Raw genomic sequence first — 22433 nt, 5'->3', positions numbered from 1 at the left:
GACACCGATGACAACAGATGCCGCCAACAGCCGCAGACCGCTGTTCCTTGTCCTTATCGCCCCCATCCTGGCCAAGCTGCACCTGATCCTGGGCTGGCGGCTGGCCGATGCCCGCTTCCTGGAAAGCGGCATCGCCGCCCGCGTGCTGCGGCGCAGCCTGTCCACGCTTGACCCCAACATCGCCTACACCAGCCAGGCACTGGGCCACCGCGCGGCCCTGGACTGGCTGTCCGGCCATATTCCCTGGTGGAATCCCTATTCCGGCATCGGCATGCCGCTGGCCGGCGACATGCAGTCCGCCGCCCTGTTCCCGCTCACGGTGCTGCTGGCCCTGCCCAATGGGCAGCTCTACATGCACATCAGTTTGCAGGTCCTGGCCGGCCTCTTCACCTGGATGCTGCTGCGGCGGCTGGGCCTGGCGCCGACGGCGTCCGCCGTGGCGGCCCTGTTGTTCGAGTTCAACGGCACATACGCCTGGCTGGGCAATGCCGTCGTCAATCCCATTTGCTTTCTACCGCTGACCCTGCTGGGCGTGGAAGCCGTGCGGACCCGCGTCCAGGCGGGCGGGCGGGGCGGCTGGGCCTGGATCGCCCTGGGCCTGGCGTTGTCGCTCTATGCCGGGTTCCCCGAGGTCGCCTATTTCAACGGCCTGCTGGTTGGCGTCTGGACGCTGGCGCGGCTGGCGGGCCTATCCGGCCGGCAGGGGGCGGACTATCTCGCCCGGGCGGCGCTGGGCGCGGTCGGCGGCGTGCTGGTGGCGGGGCCCATCCTGGTCGCCTTCCTGGGCTATTTGCCGCACGCCAACCTGGGCGATCACAGCGACGGCGGCTTCCGCCACGTGCATCTGTCCGCCGCCCGCCTGATCACGCTGGTCCTGCCCTATGCCCTGGGCCGGCTGAGCGACCCCGGCACGGCCGAAAGCTTCGGCTTCTGGGGGGGCGTGGGTGGTTACACCGGTGTGGGCCTGCTGGCCTTGGGCATGATCGGCGCGATTGGAAGCCACCTGCGTCCCCTGCGCCTGGCCTTGGTGGGCTGGGTCGCCATCGTCACGGGCGCCATGTACGGCCTGCCCGTGGTCAACACCCTGGTGACCGCCATCCCGGGCGTCGGCTGGGCCATGTTCTTCCGTTATTTCGCCCCCTCGGTGGCTTTCGCCCTGGCCGTCCTCGCGGGGTTGGCCTGCCAGGATCTGACGGAGGCGGCGAAGCCAACGCGGCGTCAATGGCTGGGCTTCCTGACGGCACTGGCTTTCATCGCGCTGGCCTCGGGTCTCGCAGCCCCGCTGCTGGCGCTGAAACCTTACCGCGCGCCCTGGCTTTGGGGCTCGCTGGCGGTGGCCGCGATGGTCCTGGGGGGCATGGCCGCCATCCTGCGCCGGCCCACTCCGGGCACACCAAACCGGGCCCGCTGGCTTGGGGGCCTGGCGGTCGCCGAGGCAGTGCTGCTGCTGCTGATACCCACCGTGTTCTACCCAAGCGCCGGCGTCCTTCGGGAAGACGGCGTCGGCTTCCTGCGACGCCATCTGGGCCTGCAGCGCTATTACACGCTGGGTCCCATCCAGCCCAACTACGGCGCCTATTACGGCATTGGCGGCATCAACCACAACAACCTGCCGCTGCCGGCCGCCTGGGTGGATCATGTCGTTCAGCGGCTGGACGACAACACCTATCCCATCGCCTTCGACGGCCGGGACCGCCGCGTCGCCACGGGGCCCAGCGCGGTGGACAACCTGCGGCGCGACCCGGACGCCTACCGTGACATGGGCGTCCGCTACGTCGTTTCCGTGCCAGGTAAAGGCCCCTTCGACTGGGCTCCCCCCGGGATGGTCGACCAGACCCAGCGCCCGCTTGCCCTGGCCGACGGGGATATGGCGATCCTGACCCTGCCGGCGGATGCCCACCGGGTGCCCTTCGACGCCAGGCGCGGCCATGTGGCCGCCGTGGGCCTGCATGTGAGTTCCCTGAAGAATGGCGCCGCCGACGGCCGCCTGACGCTGCGCCTGTGCGCCGGCGCGACCTGCGCCGACGGCGGGCACGAGCTATCGGATGTCGTCGGTGGCAGCTATATCCTGGTTCCGCTGACCGAAGCCGTTCCGCTGGCGGGCGACGCCCCCCTGACGCTGGCGGTCAGCCGGGCGGGCGGACGCAAGCGTTTCGGCCTATCCATGTGGACGGCGGGGACGGACACGGGGCGGACCTTCACCCTGAACGGCGCGCCGATCCCCGATGTGGAGCCCCATGTCGCCCTCGCCCTGGTTGGGGCCGAGCCAGCCGATGAAGGCGACGGCCCTGTTTTCCGCGATGACGTGATGCAGATCGACGCGCTGTCCAACCCTCGGCCATACTTCAGCGCCGACGGCTGCCATCTGGCGCCGGTCAGCCGGGAACGGCTGGCGGCCGATTGCGCCGCCCCGGCCACACTGACCCGGCTGGAGTTGTTCATGCCGGGCTGGGGGGCCACCGTGAACGGCCGGGAACAGGTCGTGGAGGCCGACGGCCCCCTGTTCCAGAGGGTCGAGTTGCCTGCCGGCCGGTCGGAGGTTGTTTTTCACTACACCCCGCCGCACATGGGCTGGGGCTACGGCGCCTTCGCCGCCGGCCTGGCCTTGACCGTGCTGGGCATGGGCCAAGGCCGGCGGCGAAACCTCAACGATCCTCGCTAACCGAGATCAGGGCCGTGTCCTTGACGACGCAGCGCATGACATGGCGGCCAGCGGCGGCGGTGATGTCGCGGCGGGGCATCAGGGTGAAGGGCTGGACCACGGTCTGGCGGCCGTCCGCCTCGGTGGCCAGGACCGGCAGGTCGAAGACGATCTTGTAATAGTCGTCGTACACATGGTCGACCTCGCGCCGGCAGACGGTGGTGGCCGTGCGCGGCATGTCATAGTGATGGCCGCTGTCGTCGGCGTTGATGACGCAGCCGCTCAAGGACAGGCAGCCGATGGCGGCGCCCATGATCACCCGGTTACGCATGGCCCCATTCTCCCCTTATATGGCGATGGCGCGCGACGGCGCGCCCGCCCTCTCTACAAGGCCGGTGGGGAAGGACAAGGCGGCGAAACCAGGGGGTTACCCGAATTTACCGGGCGGTAACGCGGCAAGTCCCGCAGTAACGGGCCAGCCAATGAACAAGGATCAGCACGCGAAGTCGCTGATCTTGCCGTCACCCTCCAGGTGGACCACGCACAGCCAGGTGCCGCTGGCGTAGCGCGCTTCATAGACGTCGTGGCTGATGCGGGCGTCGGGCGCGTCCTTCTTGTTCAGCGCGCGCTCGATGCTGCCGATGTAGCGCAAACCCTGCAAGGCGCCCCGCCCTGCGGCGCGGTTGGGGCGGGCCAGCAGCTTGGTCAATCGGGGCAGCAGGTTGGGGGTGTAGAGGCCGGGCGTCAGCTGGCCGCTGTCCCAGTCGGCCAAGGCCTGCCGCAGGGGCGCCAGGCTGGGCGGGGCTGCGTCCGCCGGCGGTTCGAAGTGCACGCCGCGCGCCGGCACCTGCGCCGTCACCGGCAGGAAACCCGCCAGCCGGCCGTTGGCCTGGCCGGTGAAGGACAATTGCTGACCCCCCATCCCGCTACCGGGCGTCCCCTCGACCTCGGCATCGACATGGAAGGCGATGCCGCCCGCCAGGCTCCATGACAGGCTGAGGTGGCGCTCCTCCAGCTCCCCCTTCCCCACCGAGTCCAGCAGGGGGCAATAGGCCAACAGGCGGCCGCGGGTCTGCTCGAACCGGCAGATGTGGGTGTCGTTCTCATAGCGCTTGTAGAAGGCCGAATCGCCCAGGCCGAACGTGGAGCGGGCGGTGATCTTCCAATAGCCGCTGACGTCCAAGGGGGTCACCACCACCTCCTGGATGCCGCTGTCCGGGGGCGGCGCGAACGGCCCGGCGGCCGTGGCCGGGGTGGATTGGGTGGACGCCGCTTGCGCGGCGACCGGCCGCTTGCGCGGCGTTCCAGCGGCTGGGGCACCAGGGACGGGCGCACCGTTCGCCGCCATATCCGGCGTGGCTTGGGGGTCGGCCTTGTCGGCACCGACCTGAGGGGGCAGCGGCGGTAGCACCACCCCATCGGCGGGACCGCCCAGATGGTGCAGGGCGGTGCCGTGTTCCTGGGCGTTGTTGCTGGCGCAGGCCGCCAGGCCCAGCATCAGCGCCATCGTCAGTCCGCTTCGCCGCCCGCGCATCCTTACGCCCCGCCGCCCTGGCCGTCCGCCCCGCCCCCGGCTTCCGGCACCTGATGCTTCAGGATCAGGGGCACCTGCGCCATGCTGAACAGCACGAACAGCGGGATGACGACGAAGGACTTGTAGGCCACCCACTGGTCGGTGGTCAGGAAGCGCCACGCCACCTCGTTGGCGCCGGCCAGCACCAGGAAGAAAGCCATCCAGCGCACGGTCAGGCGGCGCCAGCCGTCGGGGTCCAGATCCACACCCACCAGCACCTGGGCCAGCAGGTTGCGGCGCAGGGCGATACCCACGGCCAGGGCCAGGGCAAACAGCAGGTAGATGATGGTGGCCTTCACCTTAATGAAGGTCTCATCGTTCAGCCACAGGGTCAGGCCGCCGAACACCAGCACGAAGCCGCAGGTGACCAGGGGCATCAGCGGCCACTTACCATCCAGCTTGCGGTAGATGGGCAGGGCCACAACCGCCGCCACCATGAAGGTGGCGGTGGCGACCATGATCCCACCCTTGGCGTTGGCCACGAAGAAGACGACCAACGGGCCCCATTCCAGGAGCAGACGGATCAGCTGGGACATTACTGGAACGCCGCCTCGACGAAGCTGCGCAGCTTGCGGCTGTGCAGGCGTTCCAGGCCGTTCTCCCGCATCAGTTCCATGGCCAGCATGCCGATGGCCAGGTGCTGGTCCACCCGGGCGCGGTAGAAGTGGTTGGCCATGCCGGGCAGCTTCAGCTCACCATGCAGCGGCTTGTCCGACACGCACAGCAAGGTGCCGTAGGGCACGCGGAAGCGAAAGCCGTTGGCGGCGATGGTGGCCGATTCCATATCCAGCGCGATGGCGCGGCTTTGGCTGAAGCGCTGCACCGGCTCGCGGTAGTCGCGCAGTTCCCAGTTGCGGTTGTCGATGGTGGCCACCGTGCCGGTGCGCATGAGGCTCTTCAGCTCCCATCCCTCCAGCCCGGTGACATGGCCCACCGCCTTTTCCAGGGCCACCTGCACCTCGGCCAGGGGTGGGACGGGGATCCAGGTGGGCAGGTCGGCGTCCAGCACCTTGTCCTCGCGGACATAGCCGTGGGCCAGGACATAGTCGCCCAGGCGCTGCGTCTCCCGCAGGCCGGCGCAATGGCCCAGCATCAGCCAGACGTGGGGCCGCAGCACGGCGATGTGGTCGGTGATGGTCTTGGCGTTGCTGGGGCCGACACCGATGTTGACGATGGTGATGCCGTTCCCATCCGCCCGCTTCAGGTGATAGGCGGGCATCTGGGGCAGGCGCTTCACCCGCTCCCCCTCGGGGTCGCGGCCGGGTTCCAGCGCCTGGTTGAAGGTCACGTGGTCGCCGGGCTCGACGAAGGCCACATACTGCGAGCGGTAGGCCTGCACCTCCGGATCGTCCGACGGCTGCATGGTCTCCAGCCCCCGGCGCACGAACTCGTCGATGTAGAACTGATAGTTGGTGAACAGCACGTAGTTCTGGAAATGGTCCGGCGCCGTGGCGGAATAGTGCTTCAGCCGGTGCAGGCTGTAATCCACGCGCGGGCCGGTGAACAGGGCCAACGGCTCGGGCGAGCCCGGCGGGCATTCGTAGGTGCCGTTGACGATGCTGTCGTCCATGACTGCAAGATCGGGCAGGTCGAAGACCTCGCGCAGTTTGCGCAGGTGTTCCGGCGGCAGGTCGCCTTCCACATGCATGCCTTCGGGGAAGGCGAACTGGATGGGAATGGGCATGTCGCTCACCCCCACCTCGATGCTGGTTGTGTGGTTGCGCAGCAACTGCTGGAACTGGTGGCGGTAGTAATAGGCGTAGAGGTCGGGCCGCGTCAGCGTGGTGCGGTAGGTGCCGGGACCGGAAACGAAGCCATAGGCCAGGCGGCTGTCCACCCGGGGCTCGTGGTCCACCGTCACCTGCACGAACGGATAGAAGCGCCGCACCCGGCCGGTGAAACTCTCGCCCCTGGCGTAATCCTGGAAGCGGGCCCGCAAATGCCCGACCGCGTCATTGTACAGCGCCAACACGTGGGTGAAGGCGGCATCCGCGTCGGTGAAGGTGACGACCTTGTCAGCCTGCAGGGAAACCGGTGCGTTCAATCGGAAAACTCCTCTTTTATTCTGGGGTCCTTCCCGCCCGCGACCGGATTGCCGTTGGCGGACCCCTTCGTCAGCAAAGTCTTTTAAAAAATAGAAAAGCCGCACCGGGCTTTCCCCGCGTGCGGCTTCATCGTTCATAGTTGGGCAAGTGCCAGGCATCTGTCAAGCGCACCCTGATGACGGTTGCGCGACCATTCCCCTCAGCCCGCTTCGCCCATGCGCCGGCGGAAGGAGGCACCGTAGATCGGCGTGCGGGCGTCCACCATGGGGTCGGCGGGCTCGATGCCGGCTGGCAGGCGGCCGGGCAGGAACAGCAGGGTGCGCTGCTGGAAGTCCTGGTCGGCGGCGATGCCGGTCAAGGTCAGGGTGCCCAGGTCGATGAGAGGTCTCGTCTCTGGCCAGGCGACGGTGGCGTCGCCAACCACATCGCCAGCCTCCGCCACCTGCAGCAGCAAGCGAAAGCGCGCCGGACCCTGGGCCAAGCGCCGCGCCAGCTCCACCGCCAGATAGTCGGTCGGCCGGCGGGCCGCCTCGCCCGGCGCCAGCACCGCCAGCCCCGCCTCGGGCACCAGGCGGTAGCGGCCAACGGTGGCCTGGCCTTGCACGGTGGTGAAGCGGAAGGCGTTGACGGCGAAATAGGCCAGGGTGGCGTAGCTGGCCGGGACGGGCTTGGGCAGCGCCTCGAAGGCGCGGGCCGCCGGGTGGGTCGCCAGGAAGGCGGAAAGGTCGTGCGCGGCCGCCGCCTGGACCATGGCCAGGAAATCCGGCGCCGTCGCCACCGGGAAGCCATTCACCGAATGGGCGACGATGTCCGTGTCGGTGCCGTCGGCCAGGTGGAACTTCAGCGCCATGCCACGCGGGCTGGCCATGGCGTCGCCGTCCGCCTGGGTGGGAATGCCGGCGAAGTTGGAGAAGCGGACGGCCACGGGCGTCGACGGCGCCAGGAAATGCGGCGCGCGGCTAACGCCGGCGGCGGCGGGCGACGGGATGAAGGTCCCCTCCACCACCAGACCCTTGGCGTGCACGGCACGGGTGCCGGACTGGTGGCCGCCAAAGGCTTGGTCCAGGGCGTCCAGGGTGGCGCGGGGATCGACGGGCTGGGCCGAGACTAGCGGGGAAACGGCGGCCATCAAGCCGGCCAGCGCCACACGCCGCGTCAAACGCCGCATCCTACCCCTCCCCTCAACCATGTCCGGCCGTCGTTGCGGCCTAAAACTGGGTTTCAGCGCCCCTCGTCCAGGCCAACCAGGGAGGCGGCGAAGGATTGGGCGTCGAAGGGGCGCAGGTCGTCGATGCCCTCACCCACGCCGATGGCGTGGACCGGCAGGCCGAACTTCTGCGCCAGCGACACCAGTACGCCGCCGCGGGCGGAGCCGTCCAGCTTGGTCAGGATCAGGCCGTTGACCGACACCATCTCCTTGAACACCTCGACCTGCGAATGGGCGTTCTGGCCGGTGGTGGCGTCCAGGGTCAGCAGGGTGGTGTGGGGGGCGGTGGGGTCCACCTTCTTGATGACGCGCACGATCTTGCGCAGCTCATCCATCAGGCCTTGCTTGTTCTGCAGGCGGCCGGCGGTGTCGATCAGCAGTACGTCGGCGCCAGCGGCCCGAGCCTTCTCCAGCGCCTCATAGGCCAGGCCGGCGGCGTCCGCCCCCGTCTCCTTCGCCACCACGGGGGCGCCGGTGCGCTCACCCCAGATCTGCAGCTGGCTGACGGCGGCGGCGCGGAAGGTGTCGCCGGCGGCCAGCCACACGGTCTTGCCGGCGGCGCGCAATTCCCGCGCGTACTTGCCGATGGTGGTGGTCTTGCCCGTGCCGTTCACGCCCACCACCAGCACCACGTGGGGCTTGTGGTTGCCGTCCAGCACCAGGGGCCGGGCGACGGGGGCCAGCACCTTGCCGATCTCATCGGCCAGGAAGCGCTTCACCTCGTCAGGCGAGACCTCCTTGCCGAAGCGGCTCTTGGCCAAGTCGGCGGTGACGCGGGCCGCCATGGCGGGGCCCAGATCCGCCTGGATCAGCAGCTCCTCCAGCTCCTCCAGCGTCTCGTCATCCAACTTGCGCTTGGTGAAGATGCCGCCGATGCCGTCGGTCAGCCGGGTGGTGGACTTGGACAGGCCCCGGCGCAGGCGCGACAGCCAGCTGCCCTGCGGCGCCTCCTCCATCGGCGCCACCGGGGCGGCGTCCAGGACCAGGGCGGATTTAGGCGCGGGCGTATCCACCACCGGCTCCGTCGCCACCTCAGGCAGGGCTGGCGGTTGTTCCGGCTGCGAAACAGGCTCTACGACGACTGGAGTTTCAGGCGTGGGCGGGACGGCCGCCGGGATTTCGGCGGCGGGCTTCTTACGCTTGATCCAATCGAACATCAGCAGCAACCCATCAGCATGTCGCCATCCAGCCCGGCGATGCGGGCGTCCACGAGCGTGCCCGGCGCGAAATCGCGATCCAGCCGCACCTCGGCGAATTGTTCCGTGCGGCCCACGCGGCCCTTTTCCACCAGCACCCTGACGGTGCGCCCCTGCTGGCTGGCCAAGTGCCGGCGCACCGCCGCCTCGCCCGCCGCGCGCAGCAGGGCGGCCCGTTCCTTGCGCACCGCCTTGTCCACCTGGGGCATGCGGGCGGCCGGGGTGCCGGGGCGCGGGCTGTAGGGGAAGACGTGCAGCCAGGTCAGGCCGCAATCGGCCACGGCGTCCAGGGTGTTCTGGAACATCTCGTCCGTTTCCGTGGGGAAACCGGCGATGAGGTCGGCACCGAACACCATGTCGGGGCGCAGGTCCCGCGCGCGCTGGCAGAAGGCCACGGCGTCGGCGCGGCTGTGACGGCGCTTCATGCGCTTCAGCACCATGTCGTCGCCGGCCTGCAGGCTGACGTGCAGGTGGGGCATCAGGCGCGGTTCCTCGGCGATCAGGCGCCAGAGGTCGTCGTCGATCTCCACCGGGTCCAGCGAGGACAGGCGCAGGCGCGGCAGTTCCGGCACCAGGGCCAGCAGCCGGCGGATCATCTGGCCCAGGGTGGGGGCTCCCGGCAGGTCGGGGCCATAGCTGGTGACGTCCACCCCGGTCAGCACCACCTCGCGGTAGCCCTGTTCCACCAGGGTGCGCACCTGGGTCACGATCTCACCGATGGGAACGGAGCGGGAATTGCCCCGGCCGTAGGGAATGATGCAGAAAGTGCAGCGGTGGTCGCAGCCGTTCTGCACCTGGATGAAGGCCCGGGCGCGGCCCTCCATGCCCTGGATCAGGTGACTGGCTGTCTCGCGCACCGACATGATGTCGTTGACGATCACCCGCTCCGCCTGGCCGGCGCCGAAGCTGGTCCAGCTGTCGGCCTTCAGCTTCAAATCGTTGCCCAGGATCTGGTCGACCTCGGGCATGGCGGCGAAGGTGCCGGGGTTGACCTGGGCGGCGCAGCCGGTGACGACGATACGGGTGTCCGGGTTCTCGCGCCGGGCCTTGCGGATGGCCTGGCGGGCCTGGCGCTCGGCTTCCGAGGTCACGGCGCAGGTGTTGAAGATCAGCACGGGGCCCAGGCCGGCGGCGCGCGCGTGGTCGCGCATCACCTCGGACTCGTAGGCGTTAAGGCGGCAGCCAAAGGTGACGACCTGCGGCCCGCCGGCCTCGCCGGAGATCTCCGGGCCGGAGCCTTCCTGGCGATGCTCGTGCTCATGCTCGGCACTCATGGCGCGGCGCCCGCCAGCAGGGTGTCATCGAGCGTCCCGCTGAAGGCCGTGGCCACCGGCCCGGTCATCAGCACGTGCCCGTCCTCGCGCCACTCGATGGTCAGCGCGCCGCCGTCCATGACGATCTCGGCCCGGCGGCCGGTCAGACCGCGGCGGGCCGCCGCCACCAGGGTGGCGCAGGCGCCGGACCCGCAAGCCAGCGTGATGCCGGCGCCGCGTTCCCACACCCGCATGCGCACCCGGCCGGGCGCAACCACGGTCGCCACCTCGATATTGGCGCGCTCGGGAAAGGCGGTGTGGTGTTCCAGCTGGGGGCCCCACGTGGCCAAATCCACCGCCTCCGCATCATCCACGAAGAAGACGGCGTGGGGGTTGCCCATGTTGACGGCGCAAGGGTTGGACAGCGGCCCGGCGGCCACGTCCAGCGACAGCGTGTCGGCCGGCTCGGCCAACGGAATCTGCCGCCAATCCAGGCGGGCGGGCCCCATGTCCACCGTCACCATGCCATCGGCATGGCGGACGGCGGGCAGCAGGCCGCTGATGGTCTCCACCGTCAGACGGTCGCGTCCGGCTCCCTCAGCCGCCACCAGCGAGGCGACACAGCGCGTGGCGTTGCCGCAGGCGCCGGACTCGCTGCCGTCCGGGTTCAGGATGCGCATGAAGACGTCGGCACCGGCCGATTGCGGCGGTTCCAAAATGATGATCTGGTCGCAGCCGACGCCGAAGCGGCGGTCGGCCAGGACGCGCGCCTGCGCGCCCGTCAAGGACAGGGGGGTGTGGCGGGCGTCCAGAACGACGAAGTCGTTGCCCAGCCCGTGCATCTTGAGAAACCGGCGCGCCATGATGCCCGGTTATATGGCGACGATCCGCCCCCTGTCCATGGGCGTGCCCGGCAGGGCCGGCTTGTTGGTTTGGTGTGCCTCTGGCTTGTTTCGTGCGCCTCAGGCGCCGGCGGGGCATGCGCCCCTTGGCTATCCTCGGTTTCCAGTCCGTACGCTCCCCGGAAACCTGCGGCGGACGTGGTCGCGTCCTACGGCATGAGCAAGCTCATGCCGCTTGGGCGTCTCGTAGGTTTCAGGCGCGGGGCGCCTTTTGGCCGAACACCAGCATCTTGGACAGGACGAAGTTGAAGCCCATGCCGGCCAGGGAGCCGGCACCCTTGGCACCGTAGGGCCACAGTGCGGGCAGCCAGGGCATCATCGCCACGGCGAAGGCCGGCGCATCCAGCCAGACGATCAGGTTGTAGGTCGCCAGGTTAACCACGCCGCCCACGGCATTGGCCGCCAGAAACTTGGCCCACTGACGGATCGCCCCCCGCCGGCTGGCGCCGGTGAAGGTGAACTGCCGGTTCATCCACCATGTGAAGGTGGCGGCCACGAAGTAGGAGAAGAAGCCGGCGCTGTGCTTGTCCAAGCCTAAGGGGTTCAGGGCCACCCACAGCGCCCCCATGTCCACAAACAGGCCGGCCACGCCGATGAGGGCGAAGGACACGACCTCCGCCTTCACCTGTTTCGGCTTGCCGCCAGGGGATGGCCCCTCAGGCAGATCGGTCACCGCCGCTCAGCCCCGGCCCAGCGGGGCGAAATCCGGCGCCGGGATTTCCAGATAGCGCAAGCGCTTCATTTCGCGCCGGCCGCGCGTGACCGTGTCCAGGATCAGGCCGCAGGTCAGCGACAGGAAGGCCAGGGTCATGAGACTAGTGGCCAGCACCGCCGTAGGCAGGCGCGGCACAAGGCCCGTCTCCACGAAGGTGATGAAGATGGGAATGCCGAGAATGATCGACAGCAGCGCCAGCAGGATGGCGGCGACGCCGAAGAACAGCATGGGCCGCTCTTCCTTCACCAGCTTGGTGATCATCCACAGGATGCGCATGCCATCCTTGTAGGTCGACAGCTTGCTGACCGATCCGGGCGGCCGATCCTTGTAGGGGGTCTCCACCTCCGCGATGGGCATGCGCAGTTCCAGCGCGTGCACCGTCAGCTCCGTCTCCGTCTCGAAGCCGCCGGCCAGCGCCGGGAAGGACTTCACGAAGCGGCGGGAGAAGACGCGGTAACCCGACAGCATGTCGTTGGTGCGCTTGCCGAAGATGAAGGTCACCAGGCCGGTCAGCAACCTGTTGCCGAAACGGTGGCCGGGGCGGTAGGCGGCCTCGATCTCCGTCACGCGGGCACCGTTCACCATGTCCAGCTGCTCGGTCACCAGCCGGTCGATCAGGGCCGGGGCGCTGGCGGCGTGATAGGTGTCGTCGCCGTCGACCATGACGTACACGTCCGCCTCGATGTCAGCGAACATGCGGCGCACCACATTGCCCTTGCCCTGCAGCGGCTCGGTCCGCACCACGGCGCCGGCGGCGCGCGCCACCTCCACGGTGCGGTCCTTGGAATTGTTGTCGTAGACGTAGACGGTCGCGTCCGGCAAGGCCGCCTTGAAATCGGCGACCACCTTGGCGATGGCGGCTTCCTCGTTATAGCAGGGCACCAGCACGGCCACGGTGGGTTTGCGGCCGGACAGGGAAGCGGTGGTGTCGACCATCGCGCGGAATCCTTGAAAATAGGCGTTAGTTCACGGGGTTCATATCACGGTCCGCCGCAGGTTGCAGCGGTATGATGCGGCACAGCATCATCGGCTCATCCAGCGTCGAGGTGACAGGCTGGCAGGGCTCCCCGGCGCCCTTGAGGCCGTAGCGCGGCAAAATCTGATCCATCGTCCACGTTTCCCAATGCGCCAGCAGCAGGTAGAAGTCGTCGCCGTTGGCGATGCCCTGGTCGATGCGCTGGCGCATCTGGCGGTTCAGCAGGATGTCGCCCTGGTCGGGGTGGATGAAATAGCTCTGCAGCCGCAGGAAGGGGATCTGTGCCGGGAAGCCGGCGATGAGGAAGCTGGTGGGGGCGTAGCCGGTCATCAGGATGACGGTATGGTCCGGCCGGGGAAGGACGGGCGCCTGCACCTCGGACACCTTGGCGCTGAAGGGCCGGTCGCCCCAGGGCACTCGGGCCCAGGTGCCCGATTGGCCGGTGGCGGCCAGCACCAGCAGCAGGACGGCGGTGACCAGGCCCCGCGTCCGGGCCGGCGCCGGCCACAGGGCCACAGCCGCCAGGATCAGCACGGGCGCCAGCATCTCCAGCGGGATCAGATAGCGATAAATGGCGAACAGCTTCAGCCACACCAGATAGCTGAGAGCGCCGGCCAGCAGCAGGTACCGCCGGGCGCGGGCCGGGCCGGAGGTGTCCACCATAGGGCCCTCGGCTGCGAACTGCCCGCGCAGCCAGCGGCCCAGCGCCATCAGGCCGGTCAGCAACAGCACGACATAGGCCGCCAGCACACGGTAGTCACGGAAGACGATCTCGCCCACCAACTTGGGATCCAGGGCCCAGGCGAAGGGGAACAGCGCGGCGGCAATGGGCCCCTTGGGGATGAACTTGTCATCCCGGTAGGGGTCGGGCGTGCCCCAGGGGGAATGGAAGACGTTGTTGAAGTAGGGGAACAGTGGATTCTGGAAATGGCTCCACAGGAACCACATCCAGTGACCGGAGAAGATCGCCATGCCCGCCAGCACGCCCAGCCCGAAGAAGAAGGCCAGGAACAGGCGGCGCCAGGGCGTGCCGCCGGCCGCCAGGAAAGCGGCGCAAGTGCCCACGGCGAAGACGATGGTGGGCTGTTTCAGGCCCACGCCACTGCCCACCAGCAATCCCGCCAGCGCCACGCGCCGGAAGGCCGGGCCGTTGGGGCCATCCCAGGCCGCGCCATTTCCACCGATGGCGACCAGGATGCCGCCCAGGACGAACAGGCTGATGACGTTGTCATAGAAGGTGGTACCCAATAGTCCCACCTGGCCGCCGCCCACCATGCCGCAAACCGCCACACCCAGCGCCACCAGGGCGCGGCGGCGTTCGGGCGTCGCCGGGCGTTGCACCGTCCAGGCGAGGCCGTACAACAGCACCAGGTTGGCGCCCTGGACGCTGCCCAGCAGGAATTCCACCACCCGGGCGGGCAACACCTGGGCCGCCAGGAAGAAGGGCAGGTCCAGGGTGGGGTTGTAGAAGCTGGCGACCTGGGCCGGCGCCACGTCCATGCCCCAGCGCCCGGTCAGGAAGGCGTAGGCGTTGTACCAGTGGTAGTTGCGCAAATCCCAATTGCCGTCCTGGCCCAACAGCACGGCCCACAGGCCGAACAGCAGGGGGCCCGCCAGCAGCAGGCTGAGCGCCAGGCGGCGGGCGGAACGGTCTTGTGTGGGCAGCGGCATGGGCGTCCGGCAGGCAGGAATTGGCGGGCGGCGGATTAGGCTACAGAATTGTCAGGGAACTAGGGCGAAACTAGGTCGGAACCATGGGGTACCGGCGTGGGAGCCACCCGGCATGGGGCCATCCGCTCAATGCACCATGCCGACCACGTCCGCCATGTCCGCCCCATCCAGGTCGGTGTTGGCCAGGTCGACATCGCGTAGGTCGGCCCCCGCCATCTTGGCGTCCGACAGTTCCGCATCCTTCAGCACCGCCCCCACCAGCGAAGATTGGGACAGCACCGCCCGCTTCAGCATGGCGCCGGTCAGGTTGGCGCCATCCAGGCGGGCGCGGTGCAGGTTGGCGCTCCACAGGCGCCCGGTGGAGCTTTGAATCAGCACGGGGCCCATGTCGGCCCGCACCAGTTGCGCCCCGTTCAGGGTGGCGCGCTCCAGCGACGCGCCGCGCAGGTCGGCGCGGCTGAGATTGGCGTCACGCAGGTCGGCCAGCGACAGGTCAGCCATGGGCAGCGAGGTGCCCACCAGGTTGGCCTTGCGCAGGCAGGCGCAGTGCAGCAGGGCGGCCGACAGGTTGGCGCCCGCCAAATCCACGCCGCTGAGATCCAGGCTGGACAGGTCGGCCCGGGCGCCCTCGCGCCCGCCCGTCTCCACCCATTCGGAATGCAGGACCAGCATGGCGGACAGGTCCAGGCCGGCATCCTCGGGCGTGGGGGCGTGAATGCCCTCCAGCACCTCTTCGGCGCGGCGCGCGTTGTCGTCCAGGATGGTGCCCATCATCAGGGCGCCGGCGAATCGGGCCAAGCCCAACTCCGCCCCCGTCAGGTCGGCGCCGTGCAGCTTGGCGCCCGTCAGGTTGGCGCCCGTCAGGTCGGCGCCCTTCAGGTCGCAGCCGGTCAGGTTGGTGTTGGTCAGGTTGGCGCGCGCCATCTTGGCGCCGCGCATGATGCAGTCGGTCAGGTCCGACTGCACCAGGAAGGTGTTGGACAGCTTGGCCCGGCTGAGGTCGGCGCCCACCACGGTGGCGCACGACAGTTCCGTCTGCACGGGCACGGCGTCGAATTCATGGGCGGTGATGCTGCCGTCCTTGCGGACGTGCATGATGGTGCCTTCGCGCAGGTCGGCCTCGGCCATGGAGGCTTGGTTCAGCACGGCGCCGCGCATGCAGGCGCCGCGCAGGTCGGCCCGGCGCAGGTCGGACCGTTCCAGATTGGCCAGGCGCAGGTCGGCGGCGTACAGTGACGCCCCCGTCAGGACGCAATCCACCATGCGGGCGCCGAACAGCTTGGCGCCCGAGAAATCGGCCTCGGCCAGGTTCAGGCCGGACAGATCCATATGCGACAGGTCACGCAGCTTGAAGCTGGCACGCACGCCCCCAGGCTGCTTCGTCAGAAACGCCCGATGCTTGCCAACAATCGCCAGCAACTCCGTCTGGCTCATCCTGGACCGTTCGGGTTCGGCATTTCTGCCGGACGACATTGACATACAAGCCTCCGCGGGGCCGGTCCCCCCGCAATTCGAATCCGCCACGGAATGGCGCACTACCAAAGACTACCCCGATAACCCGTTCATACCTTATCTTAAAGGCGTGCTGGAAGAGGGGGCGCGCACCCAAAATGAGCCTCTAGGCGAAATAGCGGCCCTGTCACCCCGTCTATTACAGGTGTATAGGCCGTTGACAATCGCCCGTTCTGGTTAAGGACATGCCGCCGCCGTCCCTGATCCAGGCGCGACACCGCCGTTACCATCGCCGCCTTGCCGCGGGGCGTCCTTGACTCCAGAAGCATTGACAGACGCCCTCCACAGGTCTAGATAGCCCCACCTCAGCCCTGGATCCGTTGGATCCGGGACTGGGACCGCATCCCGCGCCAAGGCGCGACGCCAGTCCACGAGTTTCGTGCACTGGCGCTTTTCGTTTGGGCAAATGGGTCTGAACGGGCGCTTGGACTAGGGGGGCGGATGAAGATCGGAACGGCAATGGCCAGGACGGGTTATGTTTGACGGCTTGACAGGACGGCTCGGCGATATCTTCGACCGGCTGCGTCGGCGCGGCGCCCTCACCGAAGAGGACGTTGGTGCCGCGCTGCGCGAAGTACGCGTGGCCCTGCTCGAGGCCGACGTGGCCCTGCCCGTGGTCAAGTCCTTCATCAACGGCGTGAAGGAAAAGGCCGTCGGGCAGGAGGTGCTTCGCTCCATCACCCCCGGTCAGATGGTCATCAAGATCGTCCACGACCATCTGGTCGAGATGCTGGGCGAGCAGAACGAGGGCATCAACCTCAACGCCGAGGCGCCGGTGCCGGTGCTGATGCTGGGCCTGCAGGGCTCGGGCAAGACCACCAGCACCGCCAAGATCGCCCGCCTGCTGAAGACCCGCGAGAAGAAGAAGGTGCTGATGGCGTCGCTGGACACGCGACGCCCGGCCGCCCAGGAACAGCTGCGGGTGTTGGGTGAGCAGGTGGACGTGGCCACCCTGCCCATCGTCCCCGGCGAAGACCCGGTGACCATCGCCCAGCGCGCCATGCGCGTCGGCCGGCTGGAAGGCTATGACGTCGTCATGCTGGACACCGCCGGCCGCCTTGCCATCGACGAGGAGTTGATGGACGAGGTCGTGCGCATCCGCGACGTGACCAGGCCGGTGGAAAGCCTGCTGGTGGTGGACGCCATGACCGGCCAGGACGCAGTCACCGTCGCCACCAACTTCAATGACAAGGTCGGCGTCACCGGCATCGTCATGACCCGCATCGACGGCGACGCCCGGGGCGGCGCCGCGCTGTCGATGCGCCAGATCACCGGCCGTCCCATCAAGCTGCTGGGCACCGGCGAGAAGATCGACGCGCTGGAGGCCTTCCACCCCGACCGCATCGCCGGCCGCATCCTGGGCATGGGCGACGTGCTCAGCCTGGTGGAGAAGGCCGCCGAGACCATCGACCGCGAGGAAGCCGAGAAGCTTGCCGCGAAGATGGAGAAGGGCAACTTCGACCTGGACGACATGCTGTCCCAGCTGCGCCAGATCCGGAAGATGGGCGGAATGGGCGGCATGCTGTCCATGCTGCCCGGCGTGGGCAAGATCAAGGACCAGCTGTCCAAGGCCAACATCGACGAGCGCATGCTGAAACGTCAGGAGGCGATCATCACCTCCATGACCCAGAAAGAGCGCCGCGACATCAAGATATTGAACGCGTCGCGCCGGCGCCGCATCGCGCTGGGGTCCGGGACCACGGTGGCCGACGTGAATCGGCTGCTGAAGCAGTACCAGGACATGGCCGACATGATGCGCAAGTTCAAGAAACTGGGGAAAAAGGGCCTGATGCGCCAGGGCCTGTCGGCCCTGATGCCCAAGGGTCGCTGATCCCCCAGCCAAGTTTAGTATCCGCGTTTCACCATCATCTTCAGTTCAACATCAGAGTCAGGAAGTAAGAAATGTCCCTCAAGATTCGTCTGGCCCGCGGTGGCGCCAAGAAGCGTCCGTTCTACAGCATCGTCGTGTCCGACAGCCGTTCGCCCCGCGACGGCAACTTCATCGAGAAGATCGGCACCTACAACCCGATGCTGCCGCGTGAGCACGCCGAGCGCATCACCCTGAAGGAAGAGCGCGCCCGCCACTGGCTGTCCGTGGGCGCCCAGCCGACCGACCGCGTCGCCCTGTTCCTGGGCCGCGCCAACATCATCGAGCTGCCGAAGGTCCGCGAGACCCCGAAGAAGTCCGCCCCGAAGGCGAAGGCCCAGGAGCGCGCCAAGCTGGCCGCCGCTGCCGCCGCCAGCACCGAGGGCTGATTGACCTGACGCCGGCCGCCCCCCAAGGAAACAAGGGCGGGCCGGCCGGCATCCGGGTTGACGGGTTGCGACGGGGGCGGGTGACCGCCCCCGTTCAGCTTTTCCGCCGCTTACAGTCTTCCAGAGAGTATCGTTATGGAAACCGCCACGCGCATCTGCGTCGGGCAGTTCGTGGGCAGCCACGGGGTGCGCGGCCGCGTCAAGGTGAAGAGCTACACGGCCGTGCCGGAGTCGCTGTTCGCCTATGGCCAGCTGACCGACGAATCGGGCGCCCGCGCCTTCGCCCTGACCATGACCGGCATGGGCAAGGATCACTTCCTGGCGGAATTGCAGGGCGTGCGCGACCGTGACGCCGCCGACGCCCTGAAAGGCACGCGGCTGTACATCAACCGCGACCAGCTGCCGGCCACCGACGACGAGGATGAGTTCTACCATGCCGACCTGATCGGCCTGGTGGCGACCACCGCCGACGGCGAGCCCTTCGGCGAGATCAAGGCCATCTATGACTTCGGTGGCGGCGACATGCTGGAGATCGCGCACGCGGCCTCCGGCAAGATGGTCACGCTGCCCTTCACCCGCGCCGCCGTTCCGGTGGTGGATGTGAAGGCCGGGATCGTCACGGTGGAACCGCCGGCCGGCCTGTTCGAGAAGGTCAAGCCCACGCCGGAGGAACTGGCCGAGATGGAAGGCGGCCCCGCCGCCGACGAGGCGGCAGCCGCTGGGGACGAAGAGGCCATCGCCACGGAAGAAGACGCGCCCGAGGCCCACACGGGCCATGGTGACGAAGAGGCCTGAGTCCATGACGGCCAGCTGGCATGTGACGGTGCTGACCCTGTTCCCGGAGATGTTTCCGGGACCGCTGGGCATGAGCCTTGCGGGGAGAGCGCTTGAAAATGGCACCTGGTCGCTGGAATCAGTGGACATCCGGTCGTTCGCGAGCGATAAACACCGCTCCGTGGACGACACCCCGTTCGGCGGCGGACCAGGCATGGTCATGCGGCCCGACGTTCTGGATGCAGCGCTGACCGCCAGCCGGTCGCGACTGAGCCAGGACCAGAGGGAACGGGGCCGGGCGATCTACCTCTCGCCGCGTGGACGTGTGCTGGACCAGGCGCTGGTACGGGAACTCGTATCGGCGCCCAGCCTCACAGTGTTGTGCGGGCGGTACGAGGGGGTGGATGAGCGGGTCCTGGAAGCGCAGGGCCTCGAGGAAGTGAGCCTCGGGGATTTCGTGCTTTCCGGGGGTGAGCCCGCGGCGCTGTGCCTGATCGACGCCTGCGTCCGGCTGTTGCCGGGCGTCATGGGCAACGTCGAAACGGCGGGCGAAGAGAGTTTCGAGCGGGGATTGCTGGAGTATCCCCACTACACGCGGCCAGCCGTCTGGCAGGACCGCGCGGTGCCCGAGGTTCTACTCTCCGGGCACCATGAGAAGGTGAAAGCCTGGCGGTTGGCCGAGGCGGAGCGCATCACCAGGGACCGGCGACCGGACCTGTGGCAGCGCTACGAGGAGAGCCGGCCCAAGGTCGACGCCAAGAGCCGCCGCCGGCGCAAGCCGAAGGGCGGTTCGACCCTAGAGGATGGCGTTTCCCTGGTGGATTCCACCGTGGAAACGGCGCCTGTGCCAAACCTGGATTGACCGCCGTGAGGCTGGCCATTGTCATCATGTGGAGTTGAGTGCCATGAACATCATCCAGAAGCTCGAGCAAGAGCAGATTGAAAAGCTGACCGCCACCCGTGCGGTCCCGGAATTCTCCCCGGGCGACACCGTGAAGGTGAACGTGAAGGTCGTCGAAGGCTCGCGTGAGCGCGTGCAGGCCTACGAGGGCGTCGTCATCGCCCGCCGCAACGCCGGCGTGAGCTCCAGCTTCACCGTCCGCAAGATCAGCTACGGCGAAGGCGTGGAGCGTGTGTTCCCGCTGTACAGCCCGCGCCTGGACAGCATCGAAGTCATCCGCAAGGGTGACGTGCGTCGCGCCAAGCTGTACTACCTGCGCGATCGTCGCGGCAAGTCGGCCCGCATCTCCGAGCGCACCACCGGCCGCGGCATGAACAACAAGGACGCCTGAGGCGCCCTGTTGTGAGCCCAGGCGGCAGCCGCCAGGCGCCGCCGTTGGTTTCAAGTTCGACAGTACCAGACACCCGCCGGACAGCGTCCGGCGGGTGTTTTGGTATCCGCGCCTCAAACAGCCGCCCTCAAAACGCCACGCTTCCGCCCCACGGCCGCCGCCGTCGGCGGGCATCTCTCGGCACGGATGGGACGCGCATAGGATGCGGAAGGGGGCGCCATGGCAAAGCGATGGTGGTGCGTGGGTGGGGCGTTGCTGGGACTGTCGGCCTGCGCGACGCCGGAACCGGGGCTGATCCCGCCAGCACCACCCCCCCTGACGGCGCAAACCTTCGCGGGCCAAGCCGGGAGCGCGCGGGGCAACTATCCCGGCTTCCAGATCGACGAAACCTATACGCCGCGCCCTCCCCTCACGGGCCCCTGCGCGGTGTTCGTGTGGGACCGCCCCCTGCCCGGGGGCTGGGCCTTGCGGGCCAAGTCCGCCTCCTGCCCCGATCCGGGCAAGCCCGGTTTCCAGCTGCCCGTGGATTTGGGGCAGAGCTTCCTTCCGCTATCCGACAGCACGCTGGCCCACGGCTGGGACATGCCGCCGGAGCCCGACCACCCGCCCACGGCGCCCGGCGCCCGCCTTCCCAAGGTCGACACGGGTTCGTGAACGCCTCACGGCGTGAGATCCAGGAAGCGGGTGGGTGACAGATCCAGCGGATTGGGGACCCAGCCGATGACGCGGGGCGACACCAGGCGCCGCATGGTCTTATGGAACAAGGGGATGACGGGCGTGTCGTCCATCATCAGCCGTTCCGCCCGGCGCAGCAGGCCGGCGCGGCGGCCGGGATCGGGCTCACCGTTCGCCTCCTCCATCAGCGCGTCGAACAGCGGGTTGCGGTAGCTGGCATAGTTCTCTTGCCCGGCATCGGCCCGCATCAGCGCCAGGAAGCTGTTGGCGTCGGGGTAATCGCCGATCCAGGAGGCGAAGACCACGTCCTTGAAGGTCTTCGCGTTCGACTGGGCGGCCACGACACGGAAGTCCTGGGCGTCCAGGCGCACCTCCACCCCCAGCACGTCATGCCATTGCCGGGCCACCGCCTCGGCCACGGCCTGCCAGTTGGCGCCCCTGGGGAACAGGAGGGAAATGGGCGGCAGCGTCTTGCCACCATGTGCGCTTTTGGGACCGTAACCAGCCTCGGCCAGCAGGCCCCGGGCCCGCCGCTCGCGCTCGGCCTGAGATTGGTCGCGCCAGGCGGGCCAGCCCGGCTCATAGCCGGTGACGCCAGGGCCGGACGCCAGGCGCGGCACATAGCTGTAGGCCGCTTGCTCCCCGCCCAGCACGCGGGTGGCGAGCGCCTCACGGTCGACCGCCAGGGTCAGGGCCTCGCGCAGGGCCGGTGAGGTCTTCCACGGCTCATTGCGCAGGTTGAAGCTGAGGAAATAGGTGTCGTAGGTGTCGCCGCTGACGAACGCCTCCTTCAGCGCCGACCGCGCCCAAGCCACCTGGTCTATGGGCAGTTCGTAGGTGGTCTGCACCTGGCCGTCGCGGAACAGCCGCATCTCCGCCGTGCGATCCTCCAGGGGCAGGTCCCGCACCACGGCGATGGGAACCTTGGCCTGGTCGTAATAGGCTGGGTTGCGCACCAGGGTCAGGTGGTCGCGCGGCACGTTTTCCGCCAGCACGTAGGCGCCGCTGGAAACGTAGTGGCCGGGCTCCGTGAAGGCGTCGCCATAGGCCTGCACGCTGGCCTTCTGCACGGCGAACAGGGCCTGGTGCTGCAGCATGGCCAGGAAATAGGCCGTGGGCCGCACCAGTTCCACCTGAAAGGTGGTGGCGTCCAACGCGGTCACGCCCAGGCGGTTGACATCCTTGATCGTCCCTTTGGCGATGGCCTCGCCATTCACCACGATCCACATGTAATAGGCGTAGGGCGCCGCCGTGCGCGGGTCCGCCAGGCGGCGCCAGGAGAAGACGAAATCATCCGCCGTGATGGGCGTGCCGTCCGACCATTTGGCGTCCGCCCGCAGCTTGAAGGTGTAGATGCGCCCGTCGGGGGAGACGGTCCAGCTTTCCGCCAGGGCCGGCCGGGCGCCGCCCCGCCCGTCGGGGGCCAGCAACCCCTCAAGCAGATCGTCGATCACCAGGCTTTCGGAGGAAAGATCGGCGCGCTGAGGGTCCAACGTCACCGTCGCGCCGCCGATGGAGCGTACCAGCGTCTTGGCCGCCCCCGCGCCGGACGGGACCGTACCGGACGGGGCCGCATGGGCCACGGCGGGGCACAAGGGATCGGTCAGGGCGGCGAGGCCGGCCAGCAGCGCCAAGCGGGACGCCCAGACGCGGCAGCGTCCGGCCCGGTAACGTCCGGCCCGGCAACGCGACAATACCCCCATATGCACCGCCCCCCAAAGCCCCCGCCCCAGTCCGGGTTCGGA

20 protein-coding genes are annotated in these 22433 nt (G+C 68.4%); 7 read left to right on the top strand and 13 right to left on the bottom strand.

Annotation, left to right across the window (positions count from 1 at the left end; all coding sequences use genetic code 11):
- The first annotated feature begins 7 nt into the window (after window positions 1-7).
- Window positions 8-2662 carry a hypothetical protein gene (locus UAJ10_RS13940; RefSeq protein WP_322915899.1) on the top strand — a complete coding sequence of 885 codons (2655 nt, stop codon included), beginning with the start codon at window positions 8-10 and terminating at the stop codon, window positions 2660-2662.
- Here the strand turns inward: UAJ10_RS13940 and UAJ10_RS13935 are convergent.
- The 12 genes from UAJ10_RS13935 to UAJ10_RS13880 all read right to left on the bottom strand — a co-directional run bounded on the left by UAJ10_RS13935 (window position 2646) and on the right by UAJ10_RS13880 (window position 15613).
- Complete coding sequence (locus UAJ10_RS13935) at window positions 2646-2972, bottom strand: hypothetical protein (RefSeq protein WP_322915898.1); 327 nt, start codon at window positions 2970-2972, stop codon at window positions 2646-2648. The two genes, UAJ10_RS13940 and UAJ10_RS13935, sit on opposite strands and share 17 nt — an antisense overlap.
- Before the next feature lie 162 nt (window positions 2973-3134).
- Window positions 3135-4148: a hypothetical protein gene (locus tag UAJ10_RS13930; RefSeq protein WP_322915897.1), complete on the bottom strand. Its 1014-nt coding sequence runs from the start codon at window positions 4146-4148 to the stop codon at window positions 3135-3137.
- Window positions 4149-4177: 29 nt separating this feature from the next.
- Window positions 4178-4750 carry a septation protein A gene (locus UAJ10_RS13925; RefSeq protein ID WP_322915896.1) on the bottom strand — a complete coding sequence of 191 codons (573 nt, stop codon included), beginning with the start codon at window positions 4748-4750 and terminating at the stop codon, window positions 4178-4180.
- Window positions 4750-6258 carry an AMP nucleosidase gene (locus tag UAJ10_RS13920; RefSeq protein ID WP_322915895.1) on the bottom strand — a complete coding sequence of 503 codons (1509 nt, stop codon included), beginning with the start codon at window positions 6256-6258 and terminating at the stop codon, window positions 4750-4752. The genes UAJ10_RS13925 and UAJ10_RS13920 overlap by 1 nt, the downstream gene beginning before the upstream one ends.
- Before the next feature lie 200 nt (window positions 6259-6458).
- Window positions 6459-7427 (bottom strand): catalase family peroxidase, encoded by a 969-nt coding sequence (locus tag UAJ10_RS13915; protein WP_322915894.1) that lies wholly within the window; start codon window positions 7425-7427, stop codon window positions 6459-6461.
- Window positions 7428-7480: 53 nt separating this feature from the next.
- Window positions 7481-8626: a signal recognition particle-docking protein FtsY gene (ftsY, locus tag UAJ10_RS13910; RefSeq protein WP_416235394.1), complete on the bottom strand. Its 1146-nt coding sequence runs from the start codon at window positions 8624-8626 to the stop codon at window positions 7481-7483.
- Entirely contained in the window at window positions 8623-9936 is a 1314-nt protein-coding gene (gene mtaB / locus UAJ10_RS13905; RefSeq protein ID WP_322915892.1) for a tRNA (N(6)-L-threonylcarbamoyladenosine(37)-C(2))-methylthiotransferase MtaB, read from the bottom strand. The genes ftsY and mtaB overlap by 4 nt, the downstream gene beginning before the upstream one ends.
- A complete protein-coding gene (dapF, locus tag UAJ10_RS13900) occupies window positions 9933-10778 on the bottom strand; it encodes a diaminopimelate epimerase (protein WP_322915891.1) in 846 nt (281 codons plus the stop codon). The genes mtaB and dapF overlap by 4 nt, the downstream gene beginning before the upstream one ends.
- Before the next feature lie 232 nt (window positions 10779-11010).
- The gene (locus UAJ10_RS13895; RefSeq protein ID WP_322915890.1) at window positions 11011-11490 is read right to left on the bottom strand and encodes a GtrA family protein; all 480 of its coding nucleotides are present in this window, start codon (window positions 11488-11490) and stop codon (window positions 11011-11013) included.
- 6 nt (window positions 11491-11496) lie between these two features.
- On the bottom strand, window positions 11497-12468 hold the full coding sequence (locus UAJ10_RS13890) for a glycosyltransferase family 2 protein (protein WP_322915889.1): 972 nt from the start codon (window positions 12466-12468) through the stop codon (window positions 11497-11499).
- 25 nt (window positions 12469-12493) lie between these two features.
- Window positions 12494-14179 (bottom strand): hypothetical protein, encoded by a 1686-nt coding sequence (locus UAJ10_RS13885; RefSeq protein ID WP_322915888.1) that lies wholly within the window; start codon window positions 14177-14179, stop codon window positions 12494-12496.
- A 126-nt stretch (window positions 14180-14305) separates the two neighbouring features.
- Window positions 14306-15613 carry a pentapeptide repeat-containing protein gene (locus tag UAJ10_RS13880; RefSeq protein ID WP_322915887.1) on the bottom strand — a complete coding sequence of 436 codons (1308 nt, stop codon included), beginning with the start codon at window positions 15611-15613 and terminating at the stop codon, window positions 14306-14308.
- A 553-nt stretch (window positions 15614-16166) separates the two neighbouring features.
- Here UAJ10_RS13880 and ffh point away from each other — a divergent pair.
- The 6 genes from ffh to UAJ10_RS13850 all read left to right on the top strand — a co-directional run bounded on the left by ffh (window position 16167) and on the right by UAJ10_RS13850 (window position 20667).
- Entirely contained in the window at window positions 16167-17522 is a 1356-nt protein-coding gene (gene ffh, locus UAJ10_RS13875) for a signal recognition particle protein (protein ID WP_322915886.1), read from the top strand.
- 71 nt (window positions 17523-17593) lie between these two features.
- Window positions 17594-17947 (top strand): 30S ribosomal protein S16, encoded by a 354-nt coding sequence (rpsP, locus tag UAJ10_RS13870; protein ID WP_322915885.1) that lies wholly within the window; start codon window positions 17594-17596, stop codon window positions 17945-17947.
- Between the two features lie 135 nt (window positions 17948-18082).
- Entirely contained in the window at window positions 18083-18742 is a 660-nt protein-coding gene (rimM, locus tag UAJ10_RS13865; RefSeq protein ID WP_322915884.1) for a ribosome maturation factor RimM, read from the top strand.
- A 4-nt stretch (window positions 18743-18746) separates the two neighbouring features.
- Window positions 18747-19583, top strand: a complete 837-nt coding sequence (gene trmD, locus UAJ10_RS13860; protein ID WP_322915883.1) for a tRNA (guanosine(37)-N1)-methyltransferase TrmD — start codon at window positions 18747-18749, stop codon at window positions 19581-19583.
- Window positions 19584-19626: 43 nt separating this feature from the next.
- On the top strand, window positions 19627-20013 hold the full coding sequence (gene rplS / locus UAJ10_RS13855) for a 50S ribosomal protein L19 (RefSeq protein WP_040848023.1): 387 nt from the start codon (window positions 19627-19629) through the stop codon (window positions 20011-20013).
- Between the two features lie 219 nt (window positions 20014-20232).
- Window positions 20233-20667, top strand: coding sequence for a hypothetical protein (locus UAJ10_RS13850; RefSeq protein WP_322915882.1), 435 nt, complete (start codon window positions 20233-20235; stop codon window positions 20665-20667).
- Window positions 20668-20672: 5 nt separating this feature from the next.
- Here UAJ10_RS13850 and UAJ10_RS13845 read toward each other — a convergent pair whose 3' ends face one another.
- Window positions 20673-22322, bottom strand: coding sequence for a peptide ABC transporter substrate-binding protein (locus tag UAJ10_RS13845; RefSeq protein WP_322915881.1), 1650 nt, complete (start codon window positions 22320-22322; stop codon window positions 20673-20675).
- Window positions 22323-22433 lie beyond the last annotated feature (111 nt).

Source organism: Nitrospirillum guaranorum, assembly GCF_034653275.1.
Classification (GTDB): Bacteria; Pseudomonadota; Alphaproteobacteria; order Azospirillales; family Azospirillaceae; genus Nitrospirillum.
Note: the sequence above shows the minus strand (reverse complement) of the source record. Positions and strands in the feature narration are given on the sequence as shown.

Excerpts from the sequence above, each read along its gene's own strand:
- trmD (WP_322915883.1), top strand. The coding sequence starts at position 18,747 with ATGACGGCCAGCTGGCATGTGACGGTGCTGACCCTGTTCCCGGAGATG.
- UAJ10_RS13925 (WP_322915896.1), bottom strand. The coding sequence starts at position 4,750 with ATGTCCCAGCTGATCCGTCTGCTCCTGGAATGGGGCCCGTTGGTCGTC.
- UAJ10_RS13915 (WP_322915894.1), bottom strand. The coding sequence starts at position 7,427 with ATGCGGCGTTTGACGCGGCGTGTGGCGCTGGCCGGCTTGATGGCCGCC.
- rpsP (WP_322915885.1), top strand. The coding sequence starts at position 17,594 with ATGTCCCTCAAGATTCGTCTGGCCCGCGGTGGCGCCAAGAAGCGTCCG.
- UAJ10_RS13890 (WP_322915889.1), bottom strand. The coding sequence starts at position 12,468 with ATGGTCGACACCACCGCTTCCCTGTCCGGCCGCAAACCCACCGTGGCC.
- UAJ10_RS13880 (WP_322915887.1), bottom strand. The coding sequence starts at position 15,613 with ATGAGCCAGACGGAGTTGCTGGCGATTGTTGGCAAGCATCGGGCGTTT.
- mtaB (WP_322915892.1), bottom strand. The coding sequence starts at position 9,936 with ATGAGTGCCGAGCATGAGCACGAGCATCGCCAGGAAGGCTCCGGCCCG.
- UAJ10_RS13935 (WP_322915898.1), bottom strand. The coding sequence starts at position 2,972 with ATGCGTAACCGGGTGATCATGGGCGCCGCCATCGGCTGCCTGTCCTTG.
- UAJ10_RS13850 (WP_322915882.1), top strand. The coding sequence starts at position 20,233 with ATGGCAAAGCGATGGTGGTGCGTGGGTGGGGCGTTGCTGGGACTGTCG.
- ffh (WP_322915886.1), top strand. The coding sequence starts at position 16,167 with ATGTTTGACGGCTTGACAGGACGGCTCGGCGATATCTTCGACCGGCTG.
- UAJ10_RS13885 (WP_322915888.1), bottom strand. The coding sequence starts at position 14,179 with ATGCCGCTGCCCACACAAGACCGTTCCGCCCGCCGCCTGGCGCTCAGC.
- rplS (WP_040848023.1), top strand. The coding sequence starts at position 19,627 with ATGAACATCATCCAGAAGCTCGAGCAAGAGCAGATTGAAAAGCTGACC.
- UAJ10_RS13940 (WP_322915899.1), top strand. The coding sequence starts at position 8 with ATGACAACAGATGCCGCCAACAGCCGCAGACCGCTGTTCCTTGTCCTT.
- rimM (WP_322915884.1), top strand. The coding sequence starts at position 18,083 with ATGGAAACCGCCACGCGCATCTGCGTCGGGCAGTTCGTGGGCAGCCAC.
- UAJ10_RS13930 (WP_322915897.1), bottom strand. The coding sequence starts at position 4,148 with ATGGCGCTGATGCTGGGCCTGGCGGCCTGCGCCAGCAACAACGCCCAG.
- dapF (WP_322915891.1), bottom strand. The coding sequence starts at position 10,778 with ATGGCGCGCCGGTTTCTCAAGATGCACGGGCTGGGCAACGACTTCGTC.